Below are 18,351 nucleotides of genomic sequence, written 5' to 3' on the forward strand. Positions count from 1 at the left end.
CGACTTGTGCCCAAATTAACCAAAGACTCTGGACTCCTGCGTTCGCAGGAGTGACGATAAAATTGGTATACATTCTTCCGCCACGTCCCTAAGTTCGTTTACGTTATGGCAAATACGTGTATTTGCCTTTTTTGTACGTGGGCTCAAACTATTTTGAATTCGAATTGCTGAAGGATCTAGCGATTTAGAAAGTACCAATCTTTGTCATGCCACATAAGACAGGTATCCAGTGAGTTTTATAGAAAAAACATGCACTAGACTACCGACCATACAAAACTGTCGTTACTTCGTTTCCAGCCTACGCTGGAGCGACGAGAACTTATCGGTATACTTTCTTCCGCAACTTTCCTAAAGAACTTCACATGACTATTTTCTCGATTATTTTCCCATTGATTTTTGTCGTTATTTTGGGCTATTTCTCAAGCCGGTTTAGCATAATAAACCGAGATGGTATTAGCGGTCTGAGCAGATTTATTTTCAATCTTTGCATTCCAGCAATGTTATTCATCAATATGGCTAAAGCTGATTTATCAGAAGTAGCTGACTTAAATAGCTTGTTGAGCTTTTATGTTCCTATTGTGCTGTTGTTTGGTGTCAGTTTTTTTATTTTTAATCGATTCAGTAAGCGTTCGGCTTCCGTTTTAGCATTGGGTGCCAGCTACTCAAATACGGTTTTAGTTGGTTTACCTATTATTAGTGCTGCGTTAGGTGAGAGCTTTATTAGCCGAGTGTTCATTATCATTCCTTTGCACAGCTTAATTTTGTTTTCACTGACTTTTATTTTGAGTGCGAACAAAACAGGAAAATTGATTTCTGCAAAAGAATTTGCCAATTTAGTCGTATTTAATCCAGTCGTTCTTAGTATCTCTTTGGGGATAATCGTTAGTTTAAGTGGTATCCCTTTACCTGAATTTGTCGTTGAATCTTTAGTATTAATTGCTAAACCTGCTACAGCAGGAGCTCTGTTTGTCTTAGGCGCCAATTTATTCTTTTTAAAATTAGGTGAGAACTTAACAACCGCGTTTTATTTGAGTGCGATCAAGCTTATTTTTCTTCCTGCTTTGGTGTATTGCTCGGCCAGTTACATCTGGCCAAACTCTCTAGAGCAAATAGCCATACTTGTGTTATTGGCCGCTTCGCCATTGGGCGTTAATGCTTATTTGATTGCTTCTGAACTTAAAGATGAGCCTGCGATTATTGGGAGTACAGTGGTTATATCAACTATTCTTTCTTTATTTAGTTTTAGCTTTTGGTTGTATTTGTTATTGTAATGTCTATTAAAACAATAAAAGAAAAGGCATGGACATGATTGTTGAAACGGAACGTTTAATTTTAAGAAAATTCACAGAAAATGATATTGATGCACTTTTTGAAATGAATCGAATTCCTGAAATTTTAGCCTATATTCCCACCGAGCCATTTATTAAAAGAGAACAAGCGACCAAACTTTATAAAACGGTAATATTACCCAATTACGAAGAATTTGGATTTGGGCGTTGGGCTGTACACCATAAAACCGATGATAAAGTAATTGGCTTTTGTGGCCCAAAATACATAGAAGAGTTAAATGAAGTTGAGTTAGGTTATCGATATTTCCCAGATTATTGGGGGAAGGGAATTGGTTTTGAGGCTGCAAAAGGGGCATTGAGTTCTTTTCCTGAACATGGGATTAAGTCTGCTATTGCTATGATATTAGAAGGGAATGTTGGCTCTGAAAACATCGCTAAAAAAGTAGGTATGAAATGGCGTAATGAAGATAAATTTATGGGTGCAACGATAAACGTTTTTCATAAAGACTTATAAATTTTTCTTCGTCCAATAAAAAACCAGCTAAAACGCTGGTTTTTTATTAAACAGTAACGACTTACTCGTCATTATGCTCACAATCTTCATTAGTACATACACCATAAAGATATAAACTGTGGTTTGTCAGCTTAATATTATGTTTATCAGCGATTTCAAGCTGACGCTGCTCAATGACATCATCGTTAAATTCAATCACTCGGTCACAGGTTAAGCATACTAAATGGTCATGGTGATGTTGAGATGACAATTCAAATACCGCTTTACCACTTTCAAAGTGATGACGAGTAACAATGCCCGCATCGTCAAATTGGTTTAATACACGGTACACAGTCGCAAGGCCAATTTCTTCACCAATTTCCAATAAGCGCTTATATAAATCTTCTGCACTGATGTGTTGGTTTTCGGGCTCTTGCATCAATTCTAGGATCTTGACGCGTGGTAAGGTGACTTTTAAGCCGGCTTTTTTCAGTGCTTGATTTCCATCTGTCATCGCTAATCTCTTGATTGCAGAACCATTGGGTTCGTCCATAGGGTTATAAATTCATTATAAAGAGATAATTGAAAACATAAACCTTTACTCATGTTTTGTTGGTAAAATTTTGGTTATTATTCGAGCATTAATTGTAGTTTGCATACAAATTCATCGAGATAGGCTTACTAAATTTAAGGATATATGTCAGAATCCGAAAGTTGCAGAAGGATTTAGCAGCATGATTTGTTAAAAGGAAATACAGTTAATGATACAAGATTACAGCAATGCAAATATTGTCATTTTGACGGGAGCAGGCCTTTCAGCTCCTTCAGGAATTGAAACGTTTAGATCTCAAGATGGCCTTTGGGAGCAGCATTTGATTGAAGATGTTGCCACACCTGAAGGTTATGCGAGCAATCCTGAGTTAGTTGACACCTTCTATAATCAACGCCGCGCACAATTGAATGATCCCCTTGTTAGTCCAAATGCTGCTCATGTTGCCCTTGCTAAGCTTGAACTAGCGCATCAAGGTAGATTATTTGTAATTACCCAGAATGTAGATGATCTTCATGAACGAGCAGGGAGTAAGCAAGTCCTGCATATGCATGGAGAGATACGCAAAGGTCGCTGTCCAAGATCCAATTTAAGCTTTTTGATGAAAAAGGACTTCTCTTCTGAACAATTGTGTAGTTGTTGCCAACCAGCTCAGCGTCTAAGACCACATATTGTTTGGTTTGGTGAAATGCCTATTGGAATGGGCATGATTGAGCGTGCGTTAACTGAGTGCGACTTATTCATATCTGTGGGTACATCGGGTGTTGTTTACCCTGCTGCTGGCTTTGTTCGATTGGCGAAAGCCTTTGGTGCCAAGACCATCGATGTAAATACTGAACCATGTTATACGGGTTCTTTTGATGCCCAATATAAAGGGTGTGCAACGGAAACGCTACCTAAACTCATTGATAAAATATTAAATGGACAACCTCTCAGTCATAAAGAGGTTGAATTGGTTTAAAATTTTTTAGCCATGGCTGATAAATACTTTTTTTGTTGAAGCGGGTGTGTCACTGATCATTTTGGCAACCACTTTCATTGCAGTAGTCAGTTGAGTAAGTTGTTTTGGAGAAATTGTATACGGCGGCATAATATATATGACACTGCCAAATACTCTTATCCAAACTCCAAGCTCAGTAAAGTGAGGTTGCAGTTCGGCTGCATTGAGTGAGTGATCCATTTCAATGACACCAATACTACCAAGTACTCTAACGTCTTTTACCGCGGTATAACATTTGGCTTCTTCTAACTCAGCCACCATTTGTTTTTCTAAGTTTATGACTTGTGACTGCCACTTCCCCTCGTTGATTAAATCAAGGCTGGCATTAGCCGCAGAGCATGCAAGCGGGTTTGCCATAAATGTTGGTCCATGCATGAAAACACCTGCTGGAGAGTCACTGATACCTTTTGCAACTTTATCCGTACATAAGGTTGCAGCAAGGCTAATATAACCGCCAGTTAGTGCTTTACCTAAACATAAAATGTCTGGTGTAATATCTGCGTGTTCATAAGCAAATAGTTTTCCTGTACGCCCAAAGCCTGTTGCAATTTCATCAATAATGAGAAGGACATTAAATTCGTCACACAGTGCTCTTACTTCTTTTAAGTACTCAGCACTATAAAAGTACATGCCTCCTGCACCTTGCTTAATTGGTTCTAAAATCATTGCCGCAATGGAGTTGTGATGTGAGATAAATTTGTGTCTCAGTGCTTCGACATCACCTGAGTTAACGGGCTCACCAAACTTAGCTTGTGGCGCTTTAACAAAGTGTTGTTTAGTGACTGCATCGCCAAACATAGTATGCATACCATTGTCAGGATCACAGACGCTCATCGACGCGAACGAATCGCCATGATAACCGCGTTTTATCGTAATTAATTTCTGCTTATTGGCTTTTCCGATGCCTTGCCAATATTGGAGAGCCATTTTTATGGCTACTTCTACAGCAATGGAACCAGAATCACTAAAAAATACTTTTGTGAGTGGTTTGCAAGTCATCTCAATGAGTTTTTTAGTTAATTCAATGGCTGGTGTGTGAGTGATGCCGCCAAACATAATGTGGGGCAACATATTCAACTGCTTTGACATGGCTGAAATGATTTTTGGATGGTTATAACCATGAACGCAAGCCCACCAAGAGCTGGTGCCATCAATTAGTTTTGTTCCATCATTTAGTGTTAGCTCGCAACCGTCAGCGGATTCTACTCCTATAACCGGAAAGGCCTGATTCATCGACGTGTATGGATGCCAGATGTGCTGGCGATCAAAGTCAAAATCCCATGCTTGGTTTTCAGAATTTACAGAATTTACAGAATTTTCATTGTTCATATTTTAACCATTGGTAAATCGGTTGTGTTATCTGGCATTGACAGCAGCTTAGTTGTGGCTATCCTAGCCAACATAACGATGAAATAAAAGAGATAAATTATGTCGCAGCTTGAATGTCGGACTGATTGGAAACGAGAAGAAATTGAAACCTTGTTTGCACTTCCAATGAATGACTTATTGTTTAAAGCACACAGTATTCATAGAGAAACCTTTGATCCGAATGAAGTTCAAATCAGTCGTTTGCTGTCGATTAAAACAGGTGCTTGCCCTGAAGATTGTAAGTATTGTCCTCAAAGCGCTCGTTATGATACAGGCCTTGAAAAAGAACGTTTATTGGCAATGGAAACGGTATTAACAGAAGCTAAAAGCGCTAAAGCTGCAGGCGCTTCACGTTTTTGCATGGGGGCGGCTTGGCGTGACCCAAAACAACGAGATATGCCATATTTGACTCAAATGGTAAGAGAAGTCAAAGCCATGGGTATGGAAACTTGTATGACGTTAGGGATGCTTGATACTGATAAAGCGAGTCAATTAGCGGATGCAGGCCTAGATTATTATAACCATAACCTTGATACCTCACCTGAGTACTATGGTGATGTAATTACGACTCGTACTTACCAAAACCGTTTAGATACCTTGGATAATGTTCGCTCTGCTGGCATGAAAGTGTGCTCCGGCGGTATTGTTGGTATGGGTGAACAAGCTAAAGATCGTGCTGGTTTATTGCAGCAACTTGCTAATCTTGAACAACACCCAGACTCAGTACCGATTAATATGTTAGTTAAGGTTGCAGGCACTCCTTTTGCCGACTTAGATGATCTTGATCCATTAGAGTTTGTTCGAACCATTGCTGTGGCGCGTATCCTTATGCCTAAATCTCGGGTTCGATTATCAGCAGGGCGCGAGAGTATGAGCGATGAAATGCAAGCTATGTGTTTCTTTGCTGGGGCAAATTCAATTTTTTATGGTTGTAAGTTATTAACGACACCTAATCCTGAAGAGAATGATGATTTAACCTTGTTTAAGCGCTTGGGTCTACACCCTGAGCAAGGGCCAGTAGCTAAATTAGAGCAAGAAACTGAATTGCTAGAAAAAGCGTTAGCTCAACATGATAAGTCAAATGGCGCATTTTATGATGCAGCAGCGCTATAAAGCTGCCTTTAATGGTGTCAATGAGCGAAACTAATAGAATGACGAACGCTAATCATATCCTCGAGAAAAAAATGCAAGCTGCCATCGACTTGAGTGCTGAAAAAGGTGTGTTGCGTAGGCGTGTTATAGTGAACTCAATACCTGAACACACGACACAAATAGACGTTGAGGGTAAGAGGTACATTAATTTTAGTAGTAATGACTATTTAGGATTGAATAGAGAACCTGCATTGCTCGATGAACTTCACAAAGCAACCTTAAAATATGGTTTAGGCAGTGGCTCATCACCACTGGTTTCTGGGTATTGCGATGCACACATGAAGCTTGAGCAGTTATTATGCCAGCAAACTGGACACCAAGCGGCCTTGTTATTCAATTCAGGTTTTAGTGCTAATCATGGCTTGATGACGGCATTGTTTGATAAGACCGATCACATTATTGCTGATAAGTTAATTCATGCCTCAATCATTGATGGAATAAGCCACTCTGGCGCAGTATTAAAACGTTTTATTCATAATAAGGTTGAACACGCTGAAACCTTGTTAAAAAAATACAATACTTCCGCATTGGTTACGGAAAGCGTGTTTAGCATGGATGGTGACTGCGCTCCCGTAGAATACCTATCAATGCTCTGCCAGAAATATCATACCCAACTCATTGTTGATGATGCTCATGGCTTCGGAGTGATTAACTTATGTGTTGCGCCTAATGTGCAACCAAAATGCAATATACAGATCATCACCTTTGGTAAAGCTTTGGGTTGCCAAGGTGCGGCTGTATTGGGCAGTAAACAGCTCATTGATTATTTAGTCAGCCATTCTAGAGAGTATATTTATTCAACGGCGCTTTCTCCCATTAATGCTTGTTTGGCTTATTCAGCCTGCAAATACATCGCGGATAATCCGGAATTACAATCTCAATTAATGAGTAATATTGCCTATTTTAAACAACAAGCAAAACGGAGAAATATCGATTTAATAGAATCTGAAATGCCGATCCAAGGTGTTATAATTGGAGATCCTGAAAAAGCAGTCGAAGCATCTAACCAATTAAAATCTGATGGATTATGGGTAGGGGCGATTCGAACACCTACTGTGCCGAAAAATACTGATAGGCTAAGAATAACAATAACAGCAAAACACTCAACAGAAGATATTGATCAGTGTATTACCGCATTGGATAAGCTGTTTATGAATGAGGAATATTGTCATGCTCGCTGAAAAGTGGTCATGTGAGTCTCAATCGTTCGCTGAACATTCGCCAGTAAGTAAAGGTTTTTCGGCAGCCGCAAAAACTTATAGCTCTCATAATGTGGTACAAACCATTTGTTCTTCAGAATTAATAGAGGGGCTAAATTTACAAGGAAATATTGTTGATTTAGGTGCTGGACCTGGAACGCAGTATCATGTTAATCCAGCATCGAGTGTTTTGTGTCTCGATGTCGCATTTGGAATGCTATCTTTTTTAAAATCAAAATTTCCTTCTTACAGTCCAATTAATGCGGATGCTCAATCTTTACCACTTTTATCAGAGTCAATTGATTACATTGTTTCAAATCTAGCATTGCAGTGGTGTTCAGATTACAAGAGTGCGATTGATGAAGCTCAGCGGGTACTTACTCATGGCGGTGAAATTCACTTAAATCTTGTCGCTAATAATAGTTTGCCAGAACTCAAAGCACTTGGGTTTAGTGTTAATCAATTTCGTGAATTATCTGAGTACCAACAAGCATTTGAAACAAGTAATTGGAAAGTTCTCGAAGTAGAATTATCAAAAAAAGTGGTTTATTTTTCTACTTTAAAAGAGCTGTTATATTCAATAAAAGGTGTTGGCGCATCAGTGAAATTTCAGAACTCTGATTCTCAAGTGCAGATAAGAGGTAGGAAAGATTGGGACAAGCTGATTAAATTATCGAAGCAACAAACCACGAAACGTGGCTTACCACTCACTTATGAAATTGTCCGAATAAGAGCTAAAAAAATAGGTTAAGAATGAATTACTTTGTGACGGGAACTGATACTGATAGCGGTAAAACAGTAGTTTCATCGGGGATATTAATGGCCGTAAACCGCTGGGCTAAGATCCATAATAAATCGATGAAAACAGCAGGGTTTAAACCGATAGCTTCAGGTTGCGAACAAACATGCAATGGCTTACGTAACTCGGATGCTTTAAGCCTTATGGCTGCATCGTCACAAGAAATTGACTATTCTATTGTTAATCCCATTAGTTTTGAACCCGCTATAGCGCCTCACGTAGCCGCCAAGCAGATTGGTTTTGAACTAACAAGTGAGAGGGTGTTAGGTCACCTTTCCACAGATGTTTTTTCCGAAAGTGACTTTAACCTTCTAGAGGGAGCTGGAGGCTGGCGATTACCGTTAAATAACGAGGAATTCCTTTCAGAAGTTATCCAAAAGTTAGATTTGCCGGTTATTTTAGTCGTAGGCTTAAAATTGGGCTGCTTAAATCATGGAGTTCTTACTCAAGAAGCAATCTTGTCTGATGGTCTTAACATAGTCGGATGGGTCGCAAACTGTGTTGATAAAAATATGCAAGCGCAACAAGATAATTTAACGAGTTTAAATGTGATGATGAAGTCACCATGTTTGGGTGTTGTTCCTTATTTAAATAAGCCGACCGCGGATAATGCAGCCGACTATCTTGATGTGTCTCATTTATTGAATTGCTAATTCAGTAAATGAGACAAATCGCTTCCTGCTGGAATGACAACTTCTTGCTGTTCACCACAAAATAAATAGCCATCCTCATCACCGATAAGAGTTAGCTTATCTCCTTGACGTAATAAAGCGGTACCTTCGACGATGCCAACAACAGGGGTTCTAGGATCTACTTTGGTGAACTCAAGTAAGCGTTGTGCACGTGTTTCACCATTATGGCCGGGTGCCTGATAATTGGTGTAATGAGGATTGACCTGAAATGGCAAAATATTCAATGCGGCAAAAGAAGGCGGTTCAATAATCGGCATGTCATTGGTCGTGCGAATGCTTAATCCGGTTATATTTGATCCCGCACTCCAGCCTACATAAGGAATGCCACTGCTGACCTTATTTTTTATTAAATCAATTAAATTATAACGATATAATTCATGCAATAAATGAAAGGTATTTCCACCGCCAACCATAATACCTTCAGCTTCTTCTAGGGCTTTTTTGGGGTCGTCATGCTGATGAATACTTGAGATTTCAATATTAAGTTCGGTTAGTGCCGTTGCAACAATATCTAAATACTTATCGTAACTGAAACTTACGCCTGCATAAGGGATGAAAACCCATTTTTTTGCGTTTTTGGTCATCGATTTTATAAGAGATAAAGCATGCTTTAAGTAAGGAGTATTTCCTGCACGCGAACTACTCAGCAATAGGGCGTTTGTTGTCATTCTTTTATCCAAGAGTCTTTTGTGTTGCTAAGAGTGTAACAAAGCACTTCCTGATGTTGAAGATGCTCGAGTGAGTTCGCGTATTTTGTGAATAAGTTTCAAGTAGTAATGAGGATCTATATGGCAAATATATTAGCCCTGATCTAACCTCATATTAATCAATATTAAAACTTTGGAAATGGACTTATGGCAAGTGCTCAAGACTCATCTATTAAAAAAAGTGGTTTCACCAGTACCACAACAATTATGATGATTTTTGTCAGTGGTTATTTTATTGATTTTGCTTTTAATATATTTCTAGCTCGCCATATGGGATCAAACGATTATGGTAACTTTAAGGTTGCAGAAGCTTTTATCTATTTAGGTAGCATTATCACTATGATGGGAGGCGCGAGTGCTGCTCCAAGATTACTGCTTCCACACATTAAAAACCCGAATAAAGAAGGGGTATGGGGGTACGTTCGTTTTTACATTATAGTTTCAACTATAGTTTCGATTGTTCTGTTAGTTTTAATTGTTATTGGACATTACCTGCATATATCAACGTTTAGCGGTAATGGTTATCATCCACTACTTTTGGCTGCTATAGTGATTCCTCTAGCTGGAATTTCAGGTTTGTTGTGCGGAGTGCTGCACGCTGCGAATCGGCTCGATCTGGCTTTTATTCCTTGGGGATTGGGTTATTCTACACTCGCATTTTTATTTTGTTTTATTGCTAGCTTAATATTTGGACAAATTAGTAGTTTTATGGCCGTAGGGCTTGTTGGTGCAGTCGTTCTTTCTCTTATATTTTTCAGTTTAGTATGTATATATAGGCTTTCTTTAATGCCACTGAAAAATATAGTGCGAGTAGGTAATCGGTCCCAGTGGTTAAAGATATCTTTTCCAATTATGGTTGTTGCTGCGCTACAAATGTTTATGCGCCAAGTCGATATTTACATGATCGAATTCATGGCTGGTGAAATTGCCGTTGGCCACTTTGCTGCGGCAACAGTAACAACATTTGTGATCATTGTGATACAGCTTGGGCTTATCGCCTTGTTTTCACCGCAGGTTGTAGAGGCATTAAATAAAGGGCAGGGCACTATACGCGCATTAAATCGAAAAAGTATGGTGTTGAGTTTTTTGCTTGTTCTACCGTTAAGCCTATTGCTAATTTTATTTGGTCATCAAATTCTTGATTTTTTTGGGCATGATGTTGATTTAGCATTCAATGCACTAAAAGCACTAACTATTGGATACGCCATTACGGCATTGATGTCAGTACCCATTATTTGGCTACAATATGGCGGTGCTGAAAAATCAATTATGGTCTTACTCATTATTAGTGTCGTTTCAAATATATTTTTAAATTGGTTGCTGATCCCTATTTTAAATATTGAAGGGGCAGCGATAGCAACAAGTTTAGCTATGAGTATTTCGGCCGTTGGAGCAATAATCATTATGAAATTTAAATTAGGCATATTTCCTTGGTCAGGACAGTCACGAATGGCTAAAGCTGAATAATTAGTTTGTCTTTTAATCACTTTTGGTTTGATTTCTCGACCCTTGGGGCGGATTAACACAATTTGTCATACCTGCGTAGGCTGGTATCCAGCGACTTTCTCTAAACAAGAAAAAGACGCTAGACTACCGACAACAAAGCTGTCGTTACTTCGTTCCTTGCCTTCGCTAGAGTGACTATAACGTTAAATCTAAAGCATCAGTTGAACGCTGAGTATATGAGTAACTGTTTGAGCAATAAGATGACTTTATCATCATGGCTTTCACTCAATGAGTGAAGTGCTCTACGCTCACAAGCTTGCTAAAATGACTGCTATCTGCGTTGTAACCCACTTTCCGAACCTGAATATAGTTAAGAAAACAATAAATTACTGAATTGGCCATACCAGTAGTATCGCACACGGTTAAAAATGGTGAAGTCAACTTGTTGAATTTAAATTATAAAGCAAATAAATCGTAACTTATTGATTTTAATTTTTATCCTTTAACCTTTTGATGTATCAGTGTTTAAAATGCAATTTTCAAGGTGCGGAATGTCGGTTGTAACCTTTGCAAGTAGAATAACTACTTGCAAAATTTATAACGCAGCTAGTGGTGGTTTTGGCAAGTATATGAATGTTCAGCACTCACCTGATGGGTGAATTAGGGTTGTTTAATTTTGTATTTAACTTCAATAAATTAAAGCTAAATTGTGCGTTCAACCGATTTATTTAGGTTAAACGATACCTCGCCCCTCAGGGGCGGGATGATTCATTGTTTGTTTCATTTGTAACAACTTGAAAATTGATATTACTAAACCAAAAGCACAATAATCTTTTTGATGATTTAATTCTTTATTTAGCAGTTAGTTAGAGAGAAATCAGCCTTCCTCACTCAAATTTAGTTATCAACTTTTGTTAAACAGCTCTTGATATTTTATTTCTTGGACATATTATGTCTTCATAATGTGATTATGACACAATTGTTTTTTGTTGGAGTGTGTGATGAAGAGAATATTTTTATTAATTGTGACGAATATGGCGATCTTGCTTGTTGCTTCGATTGTTATGTCCATTCTGGGTGTGAATACTAAAACTATGGGTGGTTTATTGATATTTGCGGCCATATTTGGTTTTGGTGGTGCATTCGTAAGTCTAGCAATATCTAAATGGATGGCTAAAAAAACGATGGGGTGTGAAGTCATTACAACCCCAAGAGATGATAATGAACGTTGGCTGGTAGATACCGTAGCAAAACAAGCAAAACAAGCAGGAATTAAAATGCCTGAAGTTGCTATTTATCACTCGCCAGAGTTAAATGCTTTTGCAACAGGGCCAAGTAAGGACAACTCATTGGTTGCTGTAAGTTCTGGGCTACTCTACGGAATGACACAAGATGAAGTCGAAGGCGTATTAGCTCACGAAGTCAGTCATGTTGCTAATGGTGACATGGTAACTTTGACGTTAATTCAAGGGGTTGTAAATACCTTTGTTATTTTTGCTGCAAGAGCCATTGCGCAAGCTATTGACTCCTTTGTTTCGAGTAACGATGAGGAAGGTGAAGGAATGGGATTTTTTGCCTATATGGCAGTCGTGTTTGTTCTAGATATGCTGCTTGGGATCTTAGCGTCAACAATTGTGGCTTATTTTTCTCGTATTCGTGAATATAAAGCAGATGCTGGTGCAGCAAAGTTAGCGGGTTCAAGTAAAATGATTGCAGCGTTGGAACGATTACGTAAAGGCCCTGAAAGTACAGCAATGCCTGCACAGATGTCAGCATTTGGTATTAATGGAAAACGCTCAATGGCTGAAATTTTTATGAGTCATCCGCCGCTTGAAAAGCGAATTGATGCTTTGAAGTCTCAATAGTAAGCTTTTATGAATGATAAAAAAGGGGCTTATGCCCCTTTTTATAAAATCAACTCTTACTACTCTCGTCTGAATTGCAAGCTAGTCCTACATTAGAGAACGCACTAATTACCGCTTCAGAGTTATAATGCATATCACGAGCCGCATTGATAACACCGCAAGCTCCTGACTTCATTGTGCTATTGGGTTGCCAATAGAGAATATTTGCAATTGCAAAAGTAACAAATGCTTTTGGCGTATCCCACCCTTCCGTTGTCGCTAAGTTGTAAAAAGCTCGGTTATATATTCCTGAAATGTAATGTACATTAAGTTTACCAAAATCATTCCAGCTAGAGCATTGAGGCTTTTCACTACTATCAAAATTAACGTAGTCTTCGTAATTTGAAACCGAGCACCCATCTAGTCTAGGGTTTTTCATGTAACGGAGTGGACCATAAGATTTAGTTATATCTATACCTAAAAGCCAATCATTGTAGCCTTGAGAATAATATTTAGCTGCTTCTCCAGCCATATCAGAAAATGCTTCATTCATTCCACCTGATTCACCTGAATACTCTAAATTTGAATTCATTTCAGTAAAACCATGACTAATTTCATGCGCGGCTACATCTAACCCTACAAAAGGATAAAATAAATCATCGCCACCATCTCCAAAGTTCATGGTCTTGCCATCCCACCACGCATTCTCTGGTCCAGGATACATATTGTAGTGAACGTTCATTACAAGCTGAAAAGGAAGTGGTTGGAGATTTAACCAGTAGCCGTACATTCCAAAAATCACATCTCCGAAGTAATGGGCATCATTAACAGGAGAAAATGCGCCATTAGTTTCTTTATATGTATTTCGATATTTATTAACGCACGGAAAATTATAAGCTTCATCGTCAGGTTTTGGTTTAGTGAATCTCCCTGCCATGTTCACTGTTTTAACGTGCTTAGACTCCATATAGCACTTATCACCAATTTTTTTAATGTCTAGAAATGGTTTATCAGTACCATATTCATAACGACCGGTTTTTAAATTCCCTCCAGGCCCTGTTCCCATTTTTTGTGTTGTGAGTCCGTTCCATTGTTTAAGAACTACTTTGTTATGGGCATCAACGATAGAGAAAGGCCGTGTAATTTTTTGATCTTTAATCTGCAAATAATTGATAATATAGACAAGATGCTCTTTATTGTTTGAGTCAAAATATACCCATAGTTTCACTTGTGGATCATCAACTTCCTTTTTGACTCCAACACTATACGCACTGTTAGTTTGTGCATTCATCGCAATACTTATAGCTTCTTCTTTGGAAATAGATGGTGTTGTAAGCTGTGAGTTATTGTTGAAATTATTTGCCGCTAAGCCTTTTGCTTCACTATATTTTCCAGCTTTATTTTTAGAAACAACTAAAGACATACCGAAAACGGGAACGTCATGAAAATATTGCTGTAATTTTACTTTTGTTGTTGAGTTAGGAAGCTTAATTTCTTTGCTTGGTTGGTAACTGGTTCCGTAATCAAGACTTAGATCTTGGGTTAAGTTTTGATTATTGGTAGATAACATTGCGCCTTGATCCACCACAAAAATATTTGCAGAAAAGGCGTTATGTGTGAACACAGATAGACAAATAGCAGTAGTAAGAAATAGTTTATTTTGAGCAATTGGCATAATCGAAATCCTTAATCGTATTAATACTAACGTCGATTTGAGCTGTAGTGACGTTTCGATTAAGTCAATTTGAAATTAAATTTTAGCAACATCCAAATTGACCCTAAGTGTTTCAATAAAAGTCAAAGAAGTTGACTCTTTGACAGCTTACTCCGTGAAATAGGTTAATTTACATTCCTCAGTAATACATTCGTTGTTATTGATGAACGTTGAATGCTACCTATTTATATGGTGCAAAATGCTAATATTGCATGGACATATACCATGACCATGCCTAAGTTATTAAAAGAAGTAAATTAACCAGAGCTGACTTAAACTGGATTAGAATTGGTCACCAGTACTTTACTTTGGCTGTGTTTGCTTAGTTTGTTGATTAGATACTGAATAAAGAGAGGTGACACTGTGTTGCTAAAATTAAGAGTAAATATTTTCAAACTCATGTTGGCTTGTTATGTCTTGATTTTACCTAGTATTGGTTATGCTAACGATCACTTAGATCAAAAATACCTAAATATTTTATCAAGTGTTGAACAGCAATTACCAGATTTAGAAAGCTTGTACCTACATCTGCATCAACACCCTGAACTTTCATATCAAGAAAAAGCAACGGGTGAATTGTTAGCTAAAAAACTCAAACAACTCGGTTTTGAGGTGACTAAAAACATAGGTGGTTATGGTGTAGTTGGGCAGCTGAATAATGGCGATGGTCCAACTATCATGATTCGAACTGATACTGATGCATTACCAGTGGTTGAACAGACAGGAAAGCGCTACGCCTCAAAAGTAAAAACACACGATGCCGATAATAATTTGGTTGGTGTCATGCATGCTTGTGGACACGACTTACACATGACGAGTTTTATTGGCACCGCTACTTTTCTTGCTCAAAATAGAAAAGAGTGGAAAGGTACTTTAATGATGGTGGCCCAGCCTGCTGAAGAAGTAGGTGGTGGAGCAAAGGCATTACTAAAAGACGGATTGTTTAAAAACTATCCTATTCCCGACCACATTATTGCACTCCATACTCATGCCAATCTAGCCGCTGGTACTGTGGGTATAGCAACAGGTTACACAATGGCAAATGTCGATTCTGTAGATATAAAAGTAAAAGGTATTGGCGGACACGGAGCGTATCCAAATAAAACCATTGATCCGATTGTGCTGGCTTCACGAATTGTCTTAGCATTACAGACGATCACCAGTCGCGAAATTTCACCTATAGAGTCCAGTGTTATTACTGTTGGTGCGATACAAGGTGGTTCTAAAAGAAACGTTATCGGTGATGAAGTTATCTTGAAACTTACGGTTCGTTCATATAAACCTGAAGTGAGACAAAAACAACTTGATGCCATTAAACGAATAGCATCAGGCATTGCGTCAAGTGCAGGGTTAAAAAGACCATTGTTACCAGAAGTCATTGTTTATAATGATGAAACCGCACCAGCTCTGTTCAACGATCCAAATCAAACCCACAAAGTTAAGCAAAGCTTAGTTAATGTATTGGGTAGTCAGAATGTAATTAAAGCAGTACCGTCTATGGTCGGTGAAGATTTTGCTCGTTATGGGCTTACTGTTGATAAAAAACCTATCACCATGTTTTGGCTAGGAGGCGTTGAACCTAAACAGTATAAGCAAAGTAAGAAAACGGGAAAGGCACTGCCAACCTTGCATTCGAGCGAGTTTGCTCCTGATTACCCATTAGCAATTAAAACAGGTGTAACAGCAATGACAACGAGTGTGTTGGATTTGTTTAATCAATGAAAATAACATGGTTTCATTTTTTATGAATGAAACCATGCCATTGAACCTTTTTGGCGATTCAACCTAAAAAAATCGGTTGAACGCACAATTTATTAACCTGACATTGAGCACATCTATTAAAAACCCAAAATTAATGAATGGTTACTCATTTTTCGTTATGAAAATGTTCATATCGGTTAATTTTAAGTAAAACATAGATAAAAGGTGATTTCTTATTCAACCTTAACCACATACTATTCCGTGTGCGCAATGTCAATTTAACTTTAATTTATTGAAGTTAAATACAAAACTAAACAACCCTAATTCACCCATCAGGTGAGTGCTGAACATTCATATACTTGCCAAAACCACCGCTAACTGCGTTATAAATTTTGCAAGTAGAAACGAAGTAACGACAGTTTTGTATGTCGGTAACCACTGCTTACTGCTATTCATGCCTTGCTATCAGTAATTTTTTCTGCGTATTTGAACGCTCCTAATCAATTTATTTAGCTTTAAAATTAAAGCCAAGTTTTTGCTTTAGATTTGTCACTGATTAAAATTGAAACGGTATCTAATGGTGCAGCTTCGATTTGAAGAAAACCTGTCATCAATTCATCACGCCTAAACCAATGCAGTTGTATTTTTTCACTAATTGAAGCATGTTGTATTTGTTGCTCTAAATCAGATGAAACTTGTAAGTTATTGGCCGATATCAAGAGATCGTCAGCACTCAACCCAGCTTTTTGTGCAGCACTGTCATTAATGACCGAAAGAATCTTTAGCCCAAATGGCTCAGGTTTAAATTTAGCGCCAAAATCAATATTGAAACCTTGAACATCACCACCACCGATATCTTTTACTCCATTATTGCTTCGCATTCGTAATTCTATACCCACATCATTTAGCAGAGGCGTAAGAGGGATGTCATCGGTTACATCTAAATAGGCAAAAATATCATCACAATTTCGCCCGAGTAGTTGTTCAATAATCTCTTGGTGACTATTTTCCTGAGTTCCCTGTTTTTTTAAACCAAAATTTTGCCACAGCAAACGCATTACATCATCTAAGCTTTTTTGATTATTTGTCTCTTTTCTAATGGTTAAATCCAAAAAGAGAGCAAATAATGCTCCTTTAGTGTAATAACTTACAATAGCGTTGGCGGCATTTTCATCCTGTTTGTAGAATTTAGTCCAAGCATTGAAGCTAGACGACTTAAGAGATTGAATGAAACGTCCCTTACCACGATAAACGCGAGTGAATGTTTCACTGAGCATGTTTAAATATTCTTGTACATCGACAGTGCCTGCTCGGTAGGTAATCATGTCATCGTAATAAGAGGTAATACCTTCGTATGCCCAAAGCTGCTTTGTATAGCTTTCTTGTTCTAATTGATAGGGCGAAAATTCAATGGGTTTAATACGTTTGATATTCCAGTTGTGAAAATATTCATGGCTACATAGTGATAAATAAGTGCGGTAACCTTTATTCATTTTCGTCATGCCATTAAAAGGTAAATCAGTACGGGAACACATTAATGCTGTAGAAGCTCTATGTTCAAGTCCACCAAATCCATTGCCTAAAACCGTAGTTAAAAACAAATAACGTTCAAAAGGGGCGGGTGCGCCAAATAAGTCTAATTGATATTCACAAATTGCTTTTAAATCAGCTTTTAGTCTTTTGAGATCTGTGTTGTGCTTTCCGGTCAAAACAATGTCATGGGGTATACCGTTTGCTTCGAAAGTTGCACTGGTAAAATTGCCCATTTCAACGGGATGATCGATCAGTTCGTCATAATTCTCAGCAACAAATGAACCAAATTCAAAATGTTCACCAGATTGACGAGTCATACTTGTGGCTAGTTTCCAATCGTTGAATTGTTTGGTTTTAGGCTTATTAATCGTCACTTGATGTGGCGTTGATTCCATCCCTTTAACAGCAAGAAAAACACTACTGCCATTAAAAAAACCATGTGTACTATCTAGATGGGCACTGCGAACCGATAAATCCCAAGCGTAAACTTGGTATGTCACGATGAGTTGATTTACTTCACCAAGAGCTTGCCAAGTTTGCTTATCTAATTGATTCAAAATGATAGGCGATAAATACTGATCCGTTGCTTTTATATCGATTATGTTACGTGCAAAGTCTCTGACCATGTAGCTTCCAGGCAACCAACTTGGCAACCATAGTTGTTGATCTAAATTTGGGTCATCGATGATTATCTCAACACTTAATAGGTGAGCATTAGGATTTGATGGGAAAACCCGATAGTGGATCATGGAGGAACATCTCAGTTGTTCAAAATTAATATCATTATATCGGTAATTGGATGAGTTTGTCGTAGGCTTTATGAATGTTAGCGATGGCTTTAAATTTTTATTTACTTCATTTATT

The 18,351-nt window shown here is 38.1% G+C and carries 15 protein-coding genes; 10 read left to right on the forward strand and 5 right to left on the reverse strand.

All coding sequences use genetic code 11. From position 1 onward, the window contains the following. Window positions 1-362 precede the first annotated feature (362 nt). Together E2I05_RS08225 and E2I05_RS08230 are read left to right on the forward strand one after the other, a co-directional pair. A complete protein-coding gene (locus E2I05_RS08225) occupies window positions 363-1,271 on the forward strand; it encodes an AEC family transporter (RefSeq protein WP_121851708.1) in 909 nt (302 codons plus the stop codon). A 34-nt stretch (window positions 1,272-1,305) separates the two neighbouring features. Further along, window positions 1,306-1,803, forward strand: a complete 498-nt coding sequence (locus E2I05_RS08230; protein ID WP_121851707.1) for a GNAT family N-acetyltransferase — start codon at window positions 1,306-1,308, stop codon at window positions 1,801-1,803. A 61-nt stretch (window positions 1,804-1,864) separates the two neighbouring features. Here E2I05_RS08230 and fur read toward each other — a convergent pair whose 3' ends face one another. Next, window positions 1,865-2,296 (reverse strand): ferric iron uptake transcriptional regulator, encoded by a 432-nt coding sequence (gene fur, locus E2I05_RS08235; RefSeq protein WP_121851747.1) that lies wholly within the window; start codon window positions 2,294-2,296, stop codon window positions 1,865-1,867. A gap of 247 nt (window positions 2,297-2,543) precedes the next feature. Between fur and E2I05_RS08240 the strand changes: the two genes are divergently transcribed. After that, complete coding sequence (locus E2I05_RS08240; RefSeq protein ID WP_121851706.1) at window positions 2,544-3,293, forward strand: NAD-dependent deacylase; 750 nt, start codon at window positions 2,544-2,546, stop codon at window positions 3,291-3,293. Window positions 3,294-3,299: 6 nt separating this feature from the next. Here E2I05_RS08240 and bioA read toward each other — a convergent pair whose 3' ends face one another. After that, on the reverse strand, window positions 3,300-4,661 hold the full coding sequence (bioA, locus tag E2I05_RS08245; protein WP_121851705.1) for an adenosylmethionine--8-amino-7-oxononanoate transaminase: 1,362 nt from the start codon (window positions 4,659-4,661) through the stop codon (window positions 3,300-3,302). 99 nt (window positions 4,662-4,760) lie between these two features. Here bioA and bioB point away from each other — a divergent pair, with 99 nt between their 5' ends. The 4 genes from bioB to bioD all read left to right on the forward strand — a co-directional run bounded on the left by bioB (window position 4,761) and on the right by bioD (window position 8,503). Further along, a complete protein-coding gene (bioB, locus tag E2I05_RS08250) occupies window positions 4,761-5,813 on the forward strand; it encodes a biotin synthase BioB (RefSeq protein ID WP_121851704.1) in 1,053 nt (350 codons plus the stop codon). Window positions 5,814-5,833: 20 nt separating this feature from the next. Beyond that, window positions 5,834-7,033: an aminotransferase class I/II-fold pyridoxal phosphate-dependent enzyme gene (locus E2I05_RS08255; protein WP_243641004.1), complete on the forward strand. Its 1,200-nt coding sequence runs from the start codon at window positions 5,834-5,836 to the stop codon at window positions 7,031-7,033. Window positions 7,034-7,124: 91 nt separating this feature from the next. After that, entirely contained in the window at window positions 7,125-7,802 is a 678-nt protein-coding gene (locus tag E2I05_RS08260; RefSeq protein WP_170179622.1) for a methyltransferase domain-containing protein, read from the forward strand. A gap of 2 nt (window positions 7,803-7,804) precedes the next feature. Further along, complete coding sequence (gene bioD / locus E2I05_RS08265; RefSeq protein ID WP_121851702.1) at window positions 7,805-8,503, forward strand: dethiobiotin synthase; 699 nt, start codon at window positions 7,805-7,807, stop codon at window positions 8,501-8,503. Here bioD and pepE read toward each other — a convergent pair. Beyond that, window positions 8,500-9,210 carry a dipeptidase PepE gene (gene pepE / locus E2I05_RS08270; RefSeq protein WP_121851701.1) on the reverse strand — a complete coding sequence of 237 codons (711 nt, stop codon included), beginning with the start codon at window positions 9,208-9,210 and terminating at the stop codon, window positions 8,500-8,502. The two genes, bioD and pepE, sit on opposite strands and share 4 nt — an antisense overlap. A 186-nt stretch (window positions 9,211-9,396) precedes the next feature. Between pepE and E2I05_RS08275 the strand changes: the two genes are divergently transcribed. Continuing rightward, window positions 9,397-10,716, forward strand: coding sequence for an oligosaccharide flippase family protein (locus tag E2I05_RS08275; RefSeq protein WP_121851700.1), 1,320 nt, complete (start codon window positions 9,397-9,399; stop codon window positions 10,714-10,716). A 980-nt stretch (window positions 10,717-11,696) separates the two neighbouring features. Next, window positions 11,697-12,560, forward strand: coding sequence for a protease HtpX (htpX, locus tag E2I05_RS08280; protein ID WP_121851699.1), 864 nt, complete (start codon window positions 11,697-11,699; stop codon window positions 12,558-12,560). 49 nt (window positions 12,561-12,609) lie between these two features. Here htpX and E2I05_RS08285 read toward each other — a convergent pair whose 3' ends face one another. After that, complete coding sequence (locus tag E2I05_RS08285) at window positions 12,610-14,214, reverse strand: M4 family metallopeptidase (protein WP_121851698.1); 1,605 nt, start codon at window positions 14,212-14,214, stop codon at window positions 12,610-12,612. 402 nt (window positions 14,215-14,616) lie between these two features. Between E2I05_RS08285 and E2I05_RS08290 the strand changes: the two genes are divergently transcribed. After that, on the forward strand, window positions 14,617-15,975 hold the full coding sequence (locus tag E2I05_RS08290) for a M20 metallopeptidase family protein (RefSeq protein ID WP_243641002.1): 1,359 nt from the start codon (window positions 14,617-14,619) through the stop codon (window positions 15,973-15,975). Between the two features lie 500 nt (window positions 15,976-16,475). On the opposite strand, the gene E2I05_RS08295 is transcribed toward E2I05_RS08290, so the two are convergent. Next, on the reverse strand, window positions 16,476-18,236 hold the full coding sequence (locus E2I05_RS08295) for a M61 family metallopeptidase (RefSeq protein ID WP_121851697.1): 1,761 nt from the start codon (window positions 18,234-18,236) through the stop codon (window positions 16,476-16,478). Window positions 18,237-18,351 lie beyond the last annotated feature (115 nt).

Source organism: Parashewanella spongiae, assembly GCF_004358345.1.
GTDB classification, from domain to species: domain Bacteria; phylum Pseudomonadota; class Gammaproteobacteria; order Enterobacterales; family Shewanellaceae; genus Parashewanella; species Parashewanella spongiae.

Excerpts from the sequence above, each read along its gene's own strand:
- E2I05_RS08225 (WP_121851708.1), top strand. The coding sequence starts at position 363 with ATGACTATTTTCTCGATTATTTTCCCATTGATTTTTGTCGTTATTTTG.
- E2I05_RS08230 (WP_121851707.1), top strand. The coding sequence starts at position 1,306 with ATGATTGTTGAAACGGAACGTTTAATTTTAAGAAAATTCACAGAAAAT.
- fur (WP_121851747.1), bottom strand. The coding sequence starts at position 2,296 with ATGACAGATGGAAATCAAGCACTGAAAAAAGCCGGCTTAAAAGTCACC.
- E2I05_RS08240 (WP_121851706.1), top strand. The coding sequence starts at position 2,544 with ATGATACAAGATTACAGCAATGCAAATATTGTCATTTTGACGGGAGCA.
- bioA (WP_121851705.1), bottom strand. The coding sequence starts at position 4,661 with ATGAACAATGAAAATTCTGTAAATTCTGTAAATTCTGAAAACCAAGCA.
- bioB (WP_121851704.1), top strand. The coding sequence starts at position 4,761 with ATGTCGCAGCTTGAATGTCGGACTGATTGGAAACGAGAAGAAATTGAA.
- E2I05_RS08255 (WP_243641004.1), top strand. The coding sequence starts at position 5,834 with ATGAGCGAAACTAATAGAATGACGAACGCTAATCATATCCTCGAGAAA.
- bioD (WP_121851702.1), top strand. The coding sequence starts at position 7,805 with ATGAATTACTTTGTGACGGGAACTGATACTGATAGCGGTAAAACAGTA.
- pepE (WP_121851701.1), bottom strand. The coding sequence starts at position 9,210 with ATGACAACAAACGCCCTATTGCTGAGTAGTTCGCGTGCAGGAAATACT.
- E2I05_RS08275 (WP_121851700.1), top strand. The coding sequence starts at position 9,397 with ATGGCAAGTGCTCAAGACTCATCTATTAAAAAAAGTGGTTTCACCAGT.
- htpX (WP_121851699.1), top strand. The coding sequence starts at position 11,697 with ATGAAGAGAATATTTTTATTAATTGTGACGAATATGGCGATCTTGCTT.
- E2I05_RS08285 (WP_121851698.1), bottom strand. The coding sequence starts at position 14,214 with ATGCCAATTGCTCAAAATAAACTATTTCTTACTACTGCTATTTGTCTA.
- E2I05_RS08295 (WP_121851697.1), bottom strand. The coding sequence starts at position 18,236 with ATGATCCACTATCGGGTTTTCCCATCAAATCCTAATGCTCACCTATTA.